Below are 18,341 nucleotides of genomic sequence, written 5' to 3'. Positions count from 1 at the left end.
ATCAAGCGTGCCATCGGAAAGAATCTTGTCAGCCTAGATGCGCCGACAGGTTTCAGTGCGACCAATCTGTTTGGCGACATAGCCGTTGCTTCCGACTACGCTCGATATGTTGCGTCTCCATGGGAAATCAATACTCTGATTGCGGGAGCGCCTGAGAGTGGGTTCGCCGCACAGTGGGCCATTACGCTCGTCCGTGTCGAAGAGCTCGGACTCAACCGCCGTGCAGCGTCTGATTGGACGGGGGGATTTGCTGCATGGCTTGATCAACTGGCAGACGGCGCTGTAGACGGTGTCGGTCTGGTCGCCTCCAACATGACGTTGGCGCTCGATCCTGATGGAGGACGAAAGCGTACCTTGGTCAGCTGGACCGGAGACGAAGTTCACTCGTTGGGCGACACCATCGTCACCGCAGATAAAGACAGGATCCTCGGCGGAACCGGCAGCGACAGCATCATCGTCAATGGTGCATTGCTGTCCAGCACCACCGGCCTGCTGGTCAACGGCAACGCACCTTCGGCCACGCATCGCATCGAAATCGCGGCTGTCATCGATGCCGGTGCAGGTGACGATCTGGTCCGGGGTGGAGACCTCGGCAACGATCTGCTCGGCGGCAGCGGCAACGATACCCTGGTGGGCGGCCTGCTCGATGACTGGCTGTTTGGCGGGGACGGCAATGACGTGCTGTTCGCCGGCAATGTCACCAATGTGAACTTCGCCATCGGTGATGCCAGCGCACAGGCGCTGGCGATCGCTGCGCGTGGTGGCAACGGCAACTACCTCGACGGCGGTGCCGGCGATGATCGCCTGTATGGCAGCACCGGTTCGGACTGGCTGGAAGGTGGCGCTGGCAACGACCTGCTGGTGGGTGGCGAAGGGGGGGACATCATCGCCGGTGGCGCTGGCGATGATCGGGGTGCCAATGGCGAAGCACGCCTGTTCGGTGGGGGCGGCGCGGACCAGTACCTGTTCCGGCTTGGTGACGGCCGCGATGTGGTCTACGACGAAGAGGGCGCAGACGCCATCCGTGGCAGCGGCGACAGCTTGAATGACCGCCTCGCAAAGATCGCCAATGGACAGTTGGCGCGCAACTGGGCCGGTGGTGGCGAGTACGAGGTCAACGGCTCGGTGAAGGGTGGTGAGGACGCGATCGTGTTCGGCACCGGCCTGTCGCTGCAGAACATCCAGATGCGCCGCTCCTCGGCCAGCGGCGCCGGCAACGACCTGATCATTGCCTTGGTCAGCTATGACGCCGCCGGCAACGCGACCCACACCGGCGATGAGCTGACCATCAAGGACTGGTTCGAATCCTCGCATCGCGTGGAGTGGCTGCGGTTTGCCGATGGCGAGGACATCCGCATCGGCGACATGACCTCGTACATCATCGGCACCGGTGGCTCGGATGTGATCCTGGGCACCTACGGCGCTGACTTCCTGTATGGCGGCGCCGGCAATGACGAGATCCGAGGCCTGGCCGGCAATGACTTCGGCAATGGTGGCTCGGGCGACGATTTCGTTGCTGGCGATGGCGACCAGGACTGGGTGATGGGCGGCTCCGGCAACGACCAGGTGCTGGGCGGCGCAGGCAATGACACGGTGTTTGGCGATGATGGCAATGACCGTGTGTATGGCGGTACGGGTTCGGACCTGGTGGTCGGCGGCCGTGGCAACGACGAAGTGGTGGGCGGTGAAGGCGATGACGTCTTCCGCTACCAGCGCGGCGATGGCGACGACATTGTCATGGACGACTATGTCGACAACTGGGATCTGGTCTGGGAGAAGGGCGCCTACGTCAATGGCTATGTACGCAATGCCGATGGCACCGTCAGCAAGGACGGCGTGGTCTATTTCGACGGTTCCACCTGGATCAGCCACAACGACTGGAACGACGAGGCGCAGGTGCTGCGCCGGCACAAGGGAGCGCTCAATGGCCTGATTGCGCGCAATGCGGGTGTTGATTCGCTGGAGTTTGGCGTCGGCATCGACATCCAGGATGTGATGCTGCAGCGAGATGGCAATGACCTGCGCCTGGTGATCGGCCGCGATGGCGAGAAGGAGCGCCTCTCGGCGTCCAGTGACCGGATCACGATCAAGGACTGGTACGCACTCGGTGGATCGATCGAGAACATGGTGTTTGCCGCGACCGGCCGCCATGCGCTCACCGACATGACCCTGCTCGGGGGCGGCGATGGCAATGACACGATTGCTGGAACGGCTGGCAAGGACTGGTTGACCGGCAACGGTGGCGATGACGTCATCGACGGCGGCGCGGGCAATGACCTGCTGATGGGCAACGAAGGCGACGATACGCTGCGTGGCGGTGCGGGTGACGACATCCTGTACGGCGGCCAGGGTGACGATCTGCTGCACGGCGGTGCCGGCGCGGACACCCTGTTCGGTGGCGGTGGCGTGGACATCGCGTCCTACGCGGGCAGCGCGGCGGTGCGCGTCTACCTGGAAGGCACGTTCGCCAATACCGGCGATGCCAAGGGCGATGCCTACAGCAGCATCGAAGGCATCGAGGGCGGCGCCGGCGCCGACCGTCTCGGCGGCAGTATCGGTGCGGATGTGCTGCGTGGTGGAGGTGGTGCGGATGCGCTGTACGGCGGTGAGGGCGACGATGCCTATGAGTACAACATCGGCGACGGTAGTGATGTCATCTATGAAGGCGCTTTCTATCTGGATGAGGTGATGTCCAGCTCAGGGACGTTGGGATCAGCCTACACGGCGTCCTGGGAGTATCTGGGCCTTGGCGAGACAACTGCGGGCAACAAGCATCAGTATCGGTTGACGGTCAAGGAGATCGCATCCGGCACTGTTGTCTACCAGAGCGTGGACAAGGTGGACTTCCTGTTTGACGCCCCAGTGGCGAACGCGCCAGCCTCCACCACGTGGCCATCGGCGCAGGGGCAGTTCCGTTCGTCGACCTGGCGAAACGGGCCAAATGGGCAACAGATCGTGCGCGAAGTGTTCCAGGCCACCGACGGGGGCCAGGATACGCTAGTACTGGGAGCAGGGCTAAGCCTCTCCAATCTTCGGTTGGCGCTGAGCGGGACGACGCTCCAGGTGGATGTCTTCGCCGCACAGAACGGTACGATCAAGCTCGCCAATCACACGAATGCCCAGCGTCGCGTCGAGTTCATGCAGTTGAAGGACGGACTGGTGCTGGATCTGCGCCAGTTCCGCCAGCTTTCCCAAGGCGGCAGCGCGAGTGACGATGTATTGTTCGGGTCCGATGGCGCGGACACGCTTACGGGTCTTGCAGGTCACGACGTGCTGGCGGGTGGAGATGGCAATGACACGCTGCGGGGCGGCGACGGCGACGACACGCTGGAGGGCGGTGCCGGTGCCGATATCCTCGACGGTGGCAGCGACCGCATCAGCCTCGGCCAGGCGGCGGTGGCGGGTGAAGCCTATGGCGATACCGTCCGCTATGTGACGTCCACCGCGTCGCTGGTGCTGGACCTCGCCGCAGGCACGCTGTCGGGCGGGCATGCCGATGGCGATACCCTGGTTGCAGTCAACGGCGTCAGCACGTTGGAGAACGTGGTGGGCAGCGACGGCTTCGCCGATACCGTCAGTGGTGATTCGCGGGCCAATCGCCTGATCGGGCTGGGCGGCAACGACTGGCTGGATGGGCGTGGGGGCGATGACGTGCTCATCGGTGGTGACGGCAACGACACCCTGATGGGCGGCGACGGCAACGATGCGTTGTCCGGCGATGCCGGCGATGACCGACTTGAAGGTGGCGCGGGCAACGATGTGCTGGCCGGTGGCGCGGGTGCTGACGAGCTTTACGGTGGGCTGGGCGACGACCAGATCAGCGGCGATGTAGGCAACGACAAGGCCTGGGGCGGCGAAGGTAATGACACCCTGGGGGGCCAGGACGGAGACGATCAGCTCTACGGCGAGGCCGGCAACGATACCCTGGTGGGCGGCGCAGGCGACGACCTGCTGGATGGCGGGACCGGCAACGACACCCTGGCCGGTGAGGCAGGCAACGACCTGCTGCGGGGCGGGGATGGCAATGACACCTACCTGTTCGATCGGGAGGGTGGCAACGACCGCATCGAAGACGCGCTGGGCGTCAATCGCATCGTGCTGCAGAACGTGGCCAACCACGAGGTCTGGCTGCAGAAGGTGGGCAATGATCTGCTGGTCAGCGTGATCGGAGGCAGCACCCGGATCACCATCGCGGGCTACTACACCGGCGCCAGCCGGATCACCGAAATCGCGACCGGTGCAGGCTCGCTGTTCCTCGCCCACGCCGAGCCGCTGCTTGCGGCAATGGCGGCAGAGTCGGGGTCCGTGCCGGCTGGGATGTCCTCAAGCTTGCAGGGCCTGCTCGGCAGCTACTGGCAGAACTCGAGCAAGCCGGCACCGCTGGTCGAAACGCAGTACCTGGCCACCGATGAGGACGTACCGCTCAGTGGCAGCGTCAATGCCGTCGACCATGATGGGAACATCACCGGATACACGGTAATCACTGCACCCGGCATGGGGACCGTCGCGCTCAATGCAGCCACCGGCGCCTGGGTCTACACGCCGGCGGCGGACCGCCACGGCAACGATCGTTTCGTGGTCCGGGTCACCGATGCCGACGGCAATACCGCCGACCAGATCGTCGATCTGGTGGTGCGCTCGGTCAACGACGCGCCCAGCGACATCCTCGCACCCGGACCGCTGGCCGTGGACGAGAACGCTGCCAACAACCTGTCGCTGGGCCGCTTCGGCCATGTCGATCGCGACGGCGCGGAAGATACGGCCACTTTCACCCTGATCAATGATGGCGGCGGGCGCTTCAAGATCACCGCCGATGGCACGCTGAGCGTTCGTGATGGCACCAAGCTTGACTATGAAAGCGCCACCGCGCACACCATCCGGGTGCGCGTGACCGACGGTGCCGGCGCGTGGTTCGAGAAGGACTTCAAGATCGACGTGCGCAACGTCAACGAGGCGCCGTTCACGCCGACGCGGCCACCGAACACCGCGCCCGTACTGGCCGGTGAAAAGACGGGCGCCGGTACGGTGGTGGGCACCTTCGTGATCGGGGACCCCGACAAGAGCACGCCGACCCTGCAGCTGGTGACCAACCCGGGCGGTCTGCTGGAGGTGGTGGGTAACCAGGTACGCGTGCGTGCGGGCGTTGCGATCGACTTCGAGACGCTGGCCGCCGCCCAGGGCGCAACCTTGGTCGATCTGGATGGCGACGGCATCAAGGAGGTGTTGCTGACCGCCAGCGTGAGGGCGTACGACGGCAGCCTTGCATCTGCATCGACGCTCAGCTTCACCTATGCCATCGAAGACGAGAATGAAGCGCCGACAGCGGTGGTGTTCGTGGCCACCACCACCAGCTTCAGCGAAACCGATCGGGTTCCCACCGGAACTGCGCTGCCGGCGATCCTGCTCGGTACGCTGTCGGCCACCGATCCAGACACCACGGCAGGCAGTGATTTCGCCACGATGGTGTACAGCGTGTCCGACAGCCGCTTCGAGATCATCAACGGCAACCAGCTGCGCCTGAAGGCCGGTGCGATCGTTGACTATGAGGCGGGAAGCAACGTCACAGTGACGGTCACCGCGACCGATCGCGGCGGCGCCGGGTTGAGCGTCAGCAAGCAGCTGGTCTTCACCGTGGTCAACCGCGATGACTACCTGTACGGCACTGCCGCTGGAGAAACGCTGGTCGGCCAGGCCAACCGGGACGTGATCCAGGGGCTCGGCGGCAACGACATCATCAACGGCGGCGGTGGCAACGACGACCTGTACGGCGGCGATGGCGATGACAATCTGCGCGGTGAGGCTGGCGACGACAAACTGTGGGGCGAGCTGGGTCGCGACACGCTGTACGGTGGCGCAGGCGTCGACGAACTGCGTGGCGGTGATGGCGATGACAACTTGTATGGCGAAGACGGTGATGATCGTCTGTACGGCGACGCCGGCAATGACATCCTCGATGGCGGTGCCGGCAATGACCTGCTGGAAGGGGGCATCGGCAATGACACGCTGCGCGGCGGCGTCGGCAACGACATCCTGCGCGGTGGTGATGGCGACGATATCCTCGATGGCGGTGCCGGTGCCGACACCCTGTCCGGAGGCGCCGGTGTCGATACGTTGACCTACGCCACGGCGACGGCGGGCATCGTGCTGAACCTGGCGACGGGAACCCATGGCGGCGCGGCCGCCGGCGATGTGCTGGAAGATGCGTTCGAGCGCGTGATCGGCAGTGGGTTCGACGACGTCATCACTGGTGGCGCGGGGGATGATTACATCGAGGGTGGCGCAGGCAACGACAAGCTCTACGGCGGCGCTGGCAACGACACGCTGTATGGCGGTGATGGTGACGACCTGCTCGATGCGCAGGCCGGCAATGACACCCTGTATGGCGGCGCCGGTAACGACATCCTGATTGGTGGCGATGATAGCGACGTCTACTTGATCGACCGCAACTCCGGTGCCGACGAAATCCGTAACTACGACTCCAGTGGCGACGATATCGACGTCATCGGCTATCGCGACATCAGCCGCAATGACCTGTGGTTCAGCCGTACCGGCGATGACCTGGTGATCTCGGTGATCGGCACCAGCGTGGTGACCACGATCAAGGGCTGGTACACGACCACCAATGCCAATGATCGCGCCAACTACAAGATTGATTTCTTCCTGGCCGGCGAGCACGCCAGCAGCACGATCAATGCAGAGGCACTGGTCGCGCTGATGGCCGGTCGCACCAAGCCGGCCACGGTCGCGGCCTATCAGGCATTGCATGCGGACGGCACGTTCGAGAACCAGTGGCGGCACTACTGGGATGGCAACGGCCTGCCGTCGATCAGCATCGTGCCGGATCAGTCGATCAACGAGGATGGCCAGGTCGCCCTGCAGTTCACCGTCGGTGATGACCTGACCCCGGCATCCGGGGTCACCGTGCGTGCCGTGGCGGTGGATGCCACTGACCTCACGACGGTGGTGGCCTGGATGAATACTCCGAGCATCACTGCGGGGGCCAACGGCGAGCGTACGGTGACGCTGGTGCCGAAGGGCAACGCCAGCGGACGCGTTGCGATCAAGCTGATCGCAACCGATGCCGGTGGGCTGGTGACCGAGCGCGTGTTCTTCATGAATGTGGCGCCGGTAGTGGACGCGCCGGTGATTACCCGTGCCGTGCAGGTCGGCAAGACGCTGGATGGCGGAACGCTGACGCTGGACGTTCAGGCTGCCCTCACCGACACCGACGGGTCGGAAACGCTGGAGATCCGCATCTCGAACCTGCCGACCGGACTGACCCTGAACAAGGGCACGAACCTGGGCAACGGCGTGTGGTCGCTGACGCCGGCGCAGCTGGCCGGTCTGGCGCTGGTCGGTCCGGCCACGTGGTCGGCCGACCTGACCGGCACTGCGGCGCTGACGGTGACCGCCATCGCCAAGGAGACCGCGACGGGCAAGACCAGCAGCAAGACGCAGACCCTGTCGGTCACCATCAATGCGCGTCCGACCGACATCACCGTGGACCGTGCGCTGAGCACAGTCGAGTCGACCTCGGATGCACCGGTGGCCAATGGCACCGTGCTGGGCAACTTCGCACGGGTGGACGCGGACAATGACAGCTTCACCTTCAGCCTGACCAACAACGCAGGCGGACGCTTTGCGATTTCCGCGGCCGGCGTGCTGACGGTGGCCAATGCCAGCCTGCTCGACTACGAGGCCAACACCTCGCACCAGATCGTGGTGCGGGTGACCGACTCGGGCGGGTTGACCCGCGACAAGACGTTCACCGTGGCGGTGACCAACGTTGATGAGGCGCCGGCTACGCCGACCATCTCCAGCCAACCGGTGGCAATCGCGGCCGAGAATGCGGCGCTGGGCGGCGTTGTGATCGCCAACCTTGCCTCCAGTGGCGGCAATGGCAGCTACAGCTATGTGCTGGAGGGCGACGCGCGCGGCTGGTTCACCCTGGTCGGCAACCAGCTGAAGTTCCGCGATGGCCTGGTGCTGGATTTCGAGGCGCTGAAGGCCGCTGGCATGACCCTGAGCGATGCTGACAGCGATGGCCGACAGGAGGTGGTGTACTCGGTATCGGTGAAGGCTGTGTCGGGTGGGCTGACCTCGGCGGGGGCGCGCACCATCACCGTGCGCCTTGAAGACGTCAACGATACGCCGCATGGCATCACCGTCGATCGCACGCTGAGCATCGCGGAAAACACTGCCAACGGCGCCGAGGTCGGTAAGTTCAGTGGCCAGGACCAGGACGTGACCGACGGCCTGACCTTCACCCTGGTCAACAATGCTGGCGGCCGCTTTGCCATCACCGCGGCTGGTGTACTGAGCGTCGCCAATGGTGGGCTACTGGACTACGAGGCCGCCACTTCGCATGCAATCACGGTGAGGGTGACCGACACCCACGGCGCAACCCGCGACCAGGTGTTCCAAGTGGGCGTGTCCAACGTCAACGAAGCACCACGAACGCCGGACGTCGTGCAGCATGTGGCGCTCACCTCCGAGAACACCGGCGTGTCCGGGCAGGTGGTAGCCACGCTGTCGTCGTCTGATCCGGACGGGACCGCACCCTCGTACCAGATCATCAACGATCCGTTTGCCTGGTTCGCCATTTCCGGCAACCAGCTCAAGTACAACGTCAGCAGCTTCGATTTCGAAGCGGTTGCACCGTACCTGCAGTTGATCGACGGCGATGGCGATGGCCAGCTGGAGGCGTATTACAACGTCACCGTTCGTGCGACGGATGGAGCGCTGGTGTCGGGCAATCGTGAAATCACGGTGCGCATCGAAGACGTCAACGAAGCGCCGACAACCTGGGGCCAGAGCGTGACGCTGGCCGAATCGGCGCCGGGCGCGGGGCAGACCGTATTCCAGTTCACCAACTGGTCCGACCCGGACAGCCAGTGGTACAACCGCGACCACCGGTTTGCCATCACAGGTGGTGCCAGCAATTTGTTCGGCATCAACGCCACCACGGGCCAGATTGCGCTGCACGGGCAGCTGGATTATGAGACCGCGCAGAGCCACCAGATACAGGTGACGGTCACCGATCGTGGTGGCCTTTCCAGCAGCACCTGGGTGACGATCAATGTGCAGAACGTCAATGAGCGGCCGACGGTCGTCCAGACGCAGGACAGCAACTACGTGTACGTGCTCTGGGGAAGTGACCAGGAGGACATCTTCAGCCGTCTGGTGATCACCAGCGCGGTGGAGCTGGTGAGTACTACTGGCCAGTACTGGGACACCTATACCAACGAGACATCGTTCTTTGACTATGGGACCACGTCGAAGGCCATTTCCGGTGATGGTTTCCTGAACGGTTACTACTACAACGGCACGCTTGCCACGCGGATCGTGAATCGTGGAAACCGGCGTCAGGTGAATGACGGAAACTGGGGCGATCCTCGCGGAAGCGGCGCGGGCTACTACCAGGAGACCTACTACGACACCTACTATGAAATCGTCATCCAGAGCGTGGACAGCGCTGGCCTCTGGAGTGATCCGCTGAAGTTTGTCGTCAACGAGTTCGGCGCACGCCTGGGCCCGGTCGTGCTTGACCTGGATGGCGACGGCGTGGAGACCGTGGGTTGGGCACAGAGCGCCACGCGGTTCGACATGGACGGTGATGGCGTGCGTGACTTGACCGGTTGGGTCGGCCCGCATGACGGCCTGCTGGTGCTCGACCGCAACCGCAACGGCACGATCGATTCCGGCGCCGAAATCTCGTTCACGATGGATCTGGAGGGGGCCCATTCCGACCTTGAAGGTCTGGCTGCCTATGACAGCAATGGTGATCGGCGTCTGGATGCCAATGACGCCCGCTTCGGAGAGTTCCAGGTCTGGCGTGACGCCAACCGCGATGGCATCAGCCAGGCGGGTGAGCTGTTGACGTTGCAGCAGGCCGGCGTGGCGTCGATCAACCTCGATGCGCGCCGTACCGGGCAGATGCCCGGTGCGGCGCCGGACAACACCACCTATGCCAACGGTCAGTACACCCGTACCGATGGCACCCAAGCGGCCCTGTCGGACATGTTCTTCGCTTTCGGCGAGCGCGATGAGGGGGGCGACGGTGACGGCCTGAACCTGAATGCTGGCGCCGGCAAGGGCGGACGTGACCTGGGTAGCGGTGATGCCACCTCCGGCCGGGTCAACCGCCGAGGCGGGGATCCACGCTTCACGCCTGCAACTGAACTGCCGCAGGCCCCGGTGGCGCAAGCCGTGACGGAACTGGGGGATCGTTTCGGTGGCGTTGAGCCCACCGCCGCCGAGCGGATGCAGCAATCGGCTCGGTCGGAACAGCGTGCCCCCATCGACGAAAGCATTCCGTCCGGCCCGGCAACACAGCGCTCAGCCTTGCATGACAATCTGGCGCTGGCACAGAAGAAACGGTTCCAGATGATCGAAGCGATGTCCACGTTCGACGCTCAGCCCTATGCCCAGGGCATCAGCACGGCGGCGCGCGATCCGGCCACCATGGAACTGTTGACCGCCATTCCCGACTATAGGATTTCCCGTTCATGATCACGTCCACGACCGCCACCGCCGCCTCCGACGGGGCGCCGCGCACCGTTGCCGAGGCCCTCGGCCAGATCGTCTGGCTGCTTTCGCAGTCGCCGCTGCACCGTGAGATGCAGTTGAAGGACCTTGAATGGTCATTCATGCCGCCGCTGCTGAAGGAGCAGTTCCGGGTGTTCCGTTTCGGCACCCTGCCGCCGTTGCCGGGCATGCAGGAGGCCGGTGCGGCGTTCGCCGGGGTGGCCCAGCAGGCACTGGAACAGTTGCCGCTTGGCGTTGCAATCTGGGCCAATTTGTCAGAGGAGGCCGAGCGCAAGCTGGAAGCCGGCGAGCGGCTGGAACTGGACGACTGGAACAGTGGCGATCGCCTGTGGCTGATCGAGTTCATCACCCCCTTCGCCCAGCCCGGCAACGGCCTGGCCGAGGCCATGCTGGGCGATCTGCTGACCGGGCCGTTCGCGGGGCGCAGCCTGTCCATGCACCGGACCGATCCGGCCACCGGCCGGCGTGACAAAGTGACCCTGGGCGGCGTGCCGTCGCAGGCGGCTTGATCCGGGAGAGCTAAACGTCCGCCCCGGTCGCCACGCTGGCGGTCGGGGGAGTAGAGGCAAGCCCGGTGGGCCGGGGCTCGATGATAGAATGCCGGGTTTCTGGCAGTGCCCACCGATGGGCGGCCGGGTATCGGCAACTCCGGCTGTGTGCTATGACAGGCACCAGCCCCCGGACAATGGAATCACTTACCTATGGCGCGCGGCATCAACAAAGTCATCCTGGTCGGCAACCTCGGCAACGACCCGGACGTGAAGTACACCCAGAGCGGCATGGCGATCACCCGCATCAGCCTGGCCACCACCAGCGTCCGCAAGGACAAGGATGGCAACCAGCAGGAACGTACCGAATGGCACCGTGTGGTGTTCTTCGGCAAGCTCGGTGAGATCGCCGGCGAGTACCTGCGCAAGGGCAGCTCGGTCTACGTCGAAGGCAGCCTGCGCTACGACAAGTACACCGGCCAGGACGGCGTGGAGAAGTACTCCACTGACATCGTCGCCGATGAAATGCAGATGCTGGGCGGCCGCGGTGAAGGCGGCGGTGGCGGCGGTGGCGGCGGTGGTGGCAACTACGGCGGCGAGCGCCCGCAGCGCCAGCAGGCTCCGCGCCAGGAGTACGGCGGCGGTGGCGGCGGCCAGCGTGGTGGCCAGGGCGGTGGCTATGGCAACCAGGGCGGCAACCAGGGCGGCGGTTACGGCAACCAGGGTGGCAACCAGCGCCCGCAGCCGCAGCAGGCGCCGCCGATGGACGACTTCGCTGACGACGATATTCCGTTCTGATCGAACGCTCGTTCGCAGCAGAAAAGAAAGCCCCGCTCATGCGGGGCTTTTCTTTGTCTGCGATTCCTGCGGAGTTGTGCTTCGCAGCATCAGTTTTCGTGCACCGCGACTTGCAAACAGACAATTTCCTCCCCTATGGTGCAATCGATTGCATTGCTGTGAATCGTTGCGTTTGATACCGGTTGGGAGGCCGGCAGGTGGATGTCCATCCATTCGATCAGACCGGCTCCTTCGAGGGGGCTCACGCGGCGCGATGCGTTGCGCATGACGGTTGCTGGAGGCGTAGCTCTGGGTACTGCGGGAGCGCTGCCCGCATTCGCCGCCACGGCGCCGCTCAAGGGCAACCTGAAGCACTCCGTGGCCCGCTGGACCTTCCCGCAGCTGTCCGTCGCCCAGCTTTGCGCGACGGTGAAGGACATTGGTTTTGCCGCGATCGACCTGGTCGGCCCGGAGGACTGGCCCACGCTGAAGGCGAATGGCATCTACAGCTCGATGTGCAACGGTGCGGAGCTCGGCCTGACCAAGGGTTTTGCCGGCCGTGAGTTCCACGACCAGCTGGTGGAGCGCTACACGCGGCACATCGATCTGGTCGCCGATGCCGGCTACCGCAATCTCATCTGCTTCTCCGGCAACCGCAACGGCATGGACCCGCATGACGGCATGGCCAACGCCGAGGCTGGCCTCAAGCGCATCCTCGGGCATGCCGAGAAGCGCGGCGTGGTGCTGGTGATGGAGCTGCTGAACTCCAGGGTCGATCACCACGACTACCTGTGCGATCACTCCGCCTGGGGCGTGGAGCTGTGCCAGCGGCTCGGCTCGGACAACTTCGGCCTGCTCTACGACATCTACCACATGCAGATCATGGAAGGCGACATCATCGCCACCATCGGCAAGCATCACGCCTGCTTCAAGCACTACCACACCGCAGGCGTGCCCGGCCGGAACGAGATCGGAGACCAGCAGGAGCTCCACTATCCGGCCATCTGTCGCGCGATCCGCGACACCGGTTTCAAGGGGTATCTGGCGCAGGAGTTCACGCCTGCAGCGCCCGATCCCGTTGCCTCATTGCGCGAGGCGATCCGCCTCTGCGACGTCTGAAACGATATCCACCCAGGTGAGAAACCCATGGCAGATGATCACTACGACGCCATTGTTGTTGGCTCGGGAATCAGTGGCGGTTGGGCGGCGAAGGAGCTGACCGAAAAGGGCCTGAGGGTCCTGATGCTGGAACGCGGACGCAACATCGAGCACGTCAAGGACTACGTCAATGCGATGAAGGAGGCGTGGGATTTCCCGCACCGCAACCGGCCCACGCAGGCGATGAAAGCGGACTTCCCGGTGCTGATGCGCGACTACGGCCTGGCCGAGAATCTGGAAGGAATGTGGGCCAACGAACAGGACTCACCCTACATCGAGACCAAACGTTTCGACTGGTTCCGTGGCTACCACGTCGGCGGCCGCTCGCTGCTGTGGGGGCGGCAGAGCTATCGTTTCTCCGATCTGGATTTCGAGGCGAATCTCAAGGACGGTATCGCCGCTGACTGGCCGATCCGCTACGCCGACATCGCGCCGTGGTACGACCATGTGGAGAAGTTCGCCGGCATCGCCGGCACGCGCGAAGGACTGGACGTGCTGCCGGACGGCGAGTTCCTGCCGCCGATTCCCTTGAACATCGTCGAGAAGGATGTGGCCGCGCGTATCAAGAAGGCCTTCGGCGGAACGCGCCATATGATCCACTCGCGCACTGCCAATATCACCAAGCCGATGCCCGAGCAGGGGCGCGTCAATTGCCAGTACCGCAACAAGTGCATCCTGGGCTGTCCCTTCGGTGCCTACTTCTCGACCCAGGCGGCGACACTGCCAGCGGCGATGAAGACCGGCAACCTGACCTTGCGGCCGTTCTCCATCGTCAAGGAAGTGCTCTACGACAAGGACCGCAAGCGCGCGCGCGGCGTGGAGGTCATCGACGCCGAAACCGGCCAGACCTATCAGTACACGGCCAAGGTGATTTTCCTCAACGCATCGTCGTTCAACTCGACGTGGCTGCTGATGAACTCGGCCACCGATGTATGGGACGGCGGACTGGGCTCCTCGTCCGGCGAGCTTGGGCACAACGTGATGGACCATCATTTCGGTGCGGGAGCCTCGGGCCGGGTCGAGGGCTACGAAGACAAGTACTACTTCGGCCGCCGTCCCTGCGGCTTCTACATCCCGCGGTTCCGCAACGTCGCCACGGACAAACGTGGCTACCTGCGTGGATTCGGCTATCAGGGCGGTGCCAGCCGCACCGGTTGGTCACGCGAGATTGCCGAGCTGAACATCGGTGCCGACCTGAAGGAGGCGCTGATCGTGCCCGGTGACTGGCGCATCGGCATGACCGGGTTCGGTGAGATGCTGCCGCACCACGACAACACGATCCGCCTGGACCACGACCGCAAGGACAAGTGGGGGTTGCCGGTGCTGGCGATGGACGTTGCCATGCGCGCCAACGAACTGGCGATGCGCAAGGACATGGCCGCCGATGCTGCCGAGATGCTGGAGGCGGCCGGCGTCAAGGACGTGAAGATGCACGACAACGACTATGCCCCGGGCAAGGGCATCCACGAGATGGGGACCGCGCGCATGGGACGTGATCGCAAGAGCTCGGTACTGAACCAGCACAACCAGGTCTGGGATGCTCCCAACGTCTATGTGACCGACGGTGCCTGCATGACCTCCAGCGCCTGCGTGAATCCCTCGCTGACCTACATGGCGCTGACCGCGCGCGCGGCCGACCACGCGGTACGCGAACTGAAAGCAGGGAACCTCTGATGGATCGCCGCGAACTGTTGAAGATGATCGTCGCCGCCACCGGCGCGGCCATGGTCGGGTTGCCCGCGCTTGTGCAGGGGCAGGCACCGGCGGGCGCCGCGAAGATCCATTTCTCCGATGCCGATGTCGGCACGCTGGACGAGATCGCCGAGACCATCCTGCCGCGGACCCGGACACCCGGCGCGAAGGATGCGGGTGCCGGGCTGTTCATGGCGACGTTCGTCAGCGACTGCTACACCGCCCGGCAGCAGGCGACGTTCCGCGCCGGCCTGGCCGACATCGACAAACGCGCCGGCGGCCGCTTCGTGTCGCTCACGCCGGAAGCCCGCACCGGGTTGCTGCGAACGCTGGACGCTGAAGCCAAAGCACGCCATGCCGACGTGACCGAGACCGGCACACCGGAAGAGGGCGAGGCGATGCCGCATTACTTCACGATGATCAAGCAGCTGGCCATCTTCGGCTTCTTCACCTCCAAGGTCGGCGCAACAGGGGTGCTGCAGTACGTCGCCGTGCCGGGTCGCTACGACGGCGACTTGGCCTATGTCCCCGGTACGCCGGCGTGGGGGACCAGCTGATGGACGAGACCCTGATGATCCGCTCTCTGTTGATTGCCACCGGCCTGCTGGCCGCAGTACCTGCGTTCGCGCAGAACGGTGCCGATGCCGCGCGCGATCCGAAGAAGACCGAGGTGTGGACGCCGGTGCCTGCGGTCGTGGCAACGCCCGCGGGCAAGGCGCCGTCCGACGCCATCGTGCTGTTCGATGGCAAGGATGTCTCCGCGTGGGAATCGGAGCAGGGCGGGCGCGTGCCCTGGACGCTTGCTGATGGCGCCATGACCGTCGTTCCGGGCAGCAAGGGCATCCGCACCAAGCAACGCTTCTGTGACGTCCAGCTGCATGTCGAATGGCGTACCCCCACCGAGACGAAAGGCTTCGACGGCCAGAACCGGGGCAACAGCGGCATCTTCCTGCAGGAACTGTATGAGCTGCAGGTGCTCGACAGTTACAACAACCCGACATATGCCAATGGCCAGGCGGGTTCGATCTACAAGCAGGCCATACCACGGGTGAACGCCTCGCGCGCACCGGGCCAGTGGCAGGTCTACGACATCATCTGGAAGGCCCCGCGCTTCTCGCAGGGCGGTGGCCTGACGTCGCCCGCGCGGATCACCGTGTTGCATAACGGCGTGCTGGTGCAGGATGACACCGTGCTGGCGGGGAAGACGGAGTACATCGGTGCACCGTCGTACGCGCCTCACGCGTGCGCGCCGCTGTATCTGCAGGAGCATGACTCCAAGGTCAGCTACCGCAACATCTGGGTGCGCGAACTGTAGCCGCACACGGCCGGCGTGGTCGCCGGCCGCTTACTTCGCCAGGTAGCTGGCGATGTCATCGATTTCCTGTTGTGACAGCTGCGGGAAGGGCGGCATCAAGCCGCCGCCCTTCCTGATCTTGTCCTTGATCTGCGTGGGCTGCAGCCGCTTGCTGATGTCGGTGAGCGCAGGAAACGCGCCCGGCATGCCTGCACGATCCGCACCATGGCAGGCCGTGCAGTTCGCGGTGTAGAGCTTCGCGCCGGCCGCAGGGTCGTCCTTGCACCAGGCAGCTGTCGCAACGCTCATGCCGCCCAGGGCCACCGCCGTTGCCAGGATCATTTTCATGTGGGGCTCCTTGATGCGTCAGCGCCGCGCATGGGCAGGCGCATTCGTGGTCAGGTGTTCACGCAGATAGTCCGCGCCGGTCTGGATGACCTTGGCCGGATCGCGTGGCTGGTCGTGCTCGATGATGTACCAGTGGACGCCGGCGGCTGCTGCAGCAGGCAGGATCGCGTTCCAGTCCAGCACGCCCTGGCCGACGGCAGCGAATCCGTCTTCGTCCTGGGCCTGGCCCTTGGGCGCATTGTCCTTGGCGTGCACCGCGAATACGTGGCCGCGGAATTTCTCAAGCATCACCGCAGGGTCCAGGCCCGCACGCGCGACCCAGGCCAGGTCCAGCTCGGTCTGCAGGTCTGGACCGGCGGCGGCGAACAGCAGCTCCAGTCCGGTCTTGCCATCGAAGTCGGCCAGTTCGAAGTCGTGGTTGTGATAGGCCAGGCGCATGCCCTTGCCGCGCACCTGCTTTGCGATCCGGCCCAGTTCCTGGCCCAACGCAGTCCAGCCCGCGGCATCGGTTGGGCGGTCCTTCTTGTCCAGGTAAGGCACGACCAGCGTGCTGTTGCCGATTGAGCGGTTGAAGGTCACCACCCCATCCAGATTGCTGCGCAGCTCGGCCAGCGGCACATGCGATGAAATCGCCTTGATCGAGTACCGGTCCAGCAGCCGCTTGAGCTCTGCAGCGCTGGCGTTCTGCGTGCCGACCGTCTCCACCGCGTGCACGCCGGCGTCGTGGACGATCTTCAACTGCTGCTCGAGCGACCCGGCGTTGCGCAGGGTGTACATCTGCACCGCGATCGGTTTCTGCGCGCTGGCGGCTTCGTCTGCGAAGGTGGGCAGGGCAGCGAACAGCAGGATGAGGCTTGCACTTCTACGGAAAAGAGCTTTCATCAACAGATCCTCCCGGGATTCAACCGATGGTGGTCCAGGCGCGTGACCTGGCCGATGCAATGACACGATCAACGATCTGCGCCGAGCGCAGGCCGTCTTCGAAGGTGGGCAGCCCCTGCGGCTGATCGCCTTCGATGGCGCGATAGGTGTCGGCGACAAACGCTTCGAAGCACTGGGCGTAGCCCTGTGCATGCCCGGCCGGCAGCACGGAAAGGCGGCGTTGATCGGCACTGCCGGCGCCCGGACCGCGCACGAAAATTTCCTCACGCTGGTCGGGCAGGCCGATCCAGAGTCGTTCGGCATCCTCCTGATTGAAGGCCACGCTGGCCTTGGCGCCATCGATCTCGAACCAGAGGCGGTTGTGGCGCCCGGCGGAGACCTGGCTGACCGTCAATGACGCCAGCGTGCCGGCACCGGTCCTGAACATCGCCGCAGCCACGTCCTCGCTCGTTACCGCCTGCATTGCGCTGGCTGCGGTTGGCGTGCTGAAGCTCTGTCCGCTGACGGCGCCGCGCTCGGCGATGACCGTAGAGAGCGCCGCGCTGACCTCGACGAAGCGTTCGCCGCTGACCCATTCCACCAGGTCGCACCAGTGCGAACCGATGTCGGCAAACACGCGCGATGCGCCGCCCAACGCCGGGTCCACGCGCCAGTTGTTGCTGGCCGGGTCCAGCAGCCAGTCCTGCAGGTAGCTGCCGTGGATCAGGTGCAACGGCCCCAGATCGCCCTGGGCGATGCGTGCGCGCGCCTCGCGCACCACTGGGTGGTAGCGGTAGACGAAGGGCACCGTGGCAACCAATCCGGTCGATGCGGCCAGCGCCGCCAGCGCCTGTGCATCGTCCAGTGTCGTCGCCAGCGGTTTCTCGCAGATCACGTGCTTGCCGGCGTCCAGCGCAGCCTGTGCCATGGCGCGGTGCAGATGGTTGGGCGTGCATACGTGCACGACCTGTACCTGCGGATCGGCGATCACCTCCTCGATATCCCGGTAGGCGCGCGGGACATTCCAGGACTGCGCGGCCTCATGCGCGCGCTGCGGTGACGAGGCGGCTACGCCGCGCACCTCGGCACCGGCCAGCAGTGCGGCACGACGATGCACTGCACCGATCATGCCAGCGCCGACGATGGCGATTCCAAGCTTGGGCATCGATGGGGAT

11 protein-coding genes are annotated in these 18,341 nt (G+C 64.7%); 7 read left to right on the top strand and 4 right to left on the bottom strand.

What is annotated here, in order from left to right:
* Window positions 1–312: 312 nt before the first annotated feature.
* The 3 genes from AC5P5R_RS01740 to AC5P5R_RS01730 all read left to right on the top strand — a co-directional run bounded on the left by AC5P5R_RS01740 (window position 313) and on the right by AC5P5R_RS01730 (window position 11,834).
* Window positions 313–10,512: an SPM autocatalytic domain-containing protein gene (locus AC5P5R_RS01740; RefSeq protein ID WP_197634600.1), complete on the top strand. Its 10,200-nt coding sequence runs from the start codon at window positions 313–315 to the stop codon at window positions 10,510–10,512.
* Entirely contained in the window at window positions 10,509–11,057 is a 549-nt protein-coding gene (locus tag AC5P5R_RS01735; RefSeq protein ID WP_100437979.1) for a toxin-activating lysine-acyltransferase, read from the top strand. The genes AC5P5R_RS01740 and AC5P5R_RS01735 overlap by 4 nt, the downstream gene beginning before the upstream one ends.
* A gap of 192 nt (window positions 11,058–11,249) precedes the next feature.
* Window positions 11,250–11,834, top strand: a complete 585-nt coding sequence (locus tag AC5P5R_RS01730) for a single-stranded DNA-binding protein (RefSeq protein ID WP_100437980.1) — start codon at window positions 11,250–11,252, stop codon at window positions 11,832–11,834.
* A gap of 89 nt (window positions 11,835–11,923) precedes the next feature.
* On the opposite strand, the gene AC5P5R_RS01725 is transcribed toward AC5P5R_RS01730, so the two are convergent.
* Complete coding sequence (locus tag AC5P5R_RS01725) at window positions 11,924–12,100, bottom strand: hypothetical protein (RefSeq protein ID WP_164221395.1); 177 nt, start codon at window positions 12,098–12,100, stop codon at window positions 11,924–11,926.
* Here AC5P5R_RS01725 and AC5P5R_RS01720 point away from each other — a divergent pair.
* From AC5P5R_RS01720 to AC5P5R_RS01705, 4 genes are read left to right on the top strand one after another with little or no spacing between them, the layout of a single operon-like run.
* Window positions 12,036–12,932 carry a hydroxypyruvate isomerase family protein gene (locus tag AC5P5R_RS01720; protein WP_100437981.1) on the top strand — a complete coding sequence of 299 codons (897 nt, stop codon included), beginning with the start codon at window positions 12,036–12,038 and terminating at the stop codon, window positions 12,930–12,932. The genes AC5P5R_RS01725 and AC5P5R_RS01720 overlap by 65 nt on opposite strands.
* 27 nt (window positions 12,933–12,959) lie before the next feature.
* A complete protein-coding gene (locus tag AC5P5R_RS01715) occupies window positions 12,960–14,645 on the top strand; it encodes a GMC oxidoreductase (RefSeq protein WP_161771493.1) in 1,686 nt (561 codons plus the stop codon).
* Entirely contained in the window at window positions 14,645–15,220 is a 576-nt protein-coding gene (locus tag AC5P5R_RS01710) for a gluconate 2-dehydrogenase subunit 3 family protein (protein WP_100437983.1), read from the top strand. The genes AC5P5R_RS01715 and AC5P5R_RS01710 overlap by 1 nt, the downstream gene beginning before the upstream one ends.
* A complete protein-coding gene (locus AC5P5R_RS01705; protein ID WP_100438054.1) occupies window positions 15,220–15,978 on the top strand; it encodes a 3-keto-disaccharide hydrolase in 759 nt (252 codons plus the stop codon). The genes AC5P5R_RS01710 and AC5P5R_RS01705 overlap by 1 nt, the downstream gene beginning before the upstream one ends.
* A 30-nt stretch (window positions 15,979–16,008) precedes the next feature.
* Here the strand turns inward: AC5P5R_RS01705 and AC5P5R_RS01700 are convergent, their stop codons facing one another.
* The 3 genes from AC5P5R_RS01700 to AC5P5R_RS01690 are packed head-to-tail and all read right to left on the bottom strand — an operon-like array spanning window position 16,009 to window position 18,331.
* Window positions 16,009–16,305, bottom strand: a complete 297-nt coding sequence (locus AC5P5R_RS01700) for a c-type cytochrome (protein WP_100437984.1) — start codon at window positions 16,303–16,305, stop codon at window positions 16,009–16,011.
* A gap of 18 nt (window positions 16,306–16,323) precedes the next feature.
* Window positions 16,324–17,187 carry a sugar phosphate isomerase/epimerase family protein gene (locus tag AC5P5R_RS01695; protein WP_100437985.1) on the bottom strand — a complete coding sequence of 288 codons (864 nt, stop codon included), beginning with the start codon at window positions 17,185–17,187 and terminating at the stop codon, window positions 16,324–16,326.
* A gap of 19 nt (window positions 17,188–17,206) precedes the next feature.
* The gene (locus tag AC5P5R_RS01690) at window positions 17,207–18,331 is read right to left on the bottom strand and encodes a Gfo/Idh/MocA family protein (RefSeq protein WP_100437986.1); all 1,125 of its coding nucleotides are present in this window, start codon (window positions 18,329–18,331) and stop codon (window positions 17,207–17,209) included.
* Window positions 18,332–18,341: the final 10 nt, after the last annotated feature.

The sequence above is a fragment of the Stenotrophomonas sp. YJH_SMC_19 genome, from assembly GCF_059367915.1.
Note: the sequence above shows the minus strand (reverse complement) of the source record. Positions and strands in the feature narration are given on the sequence as shown.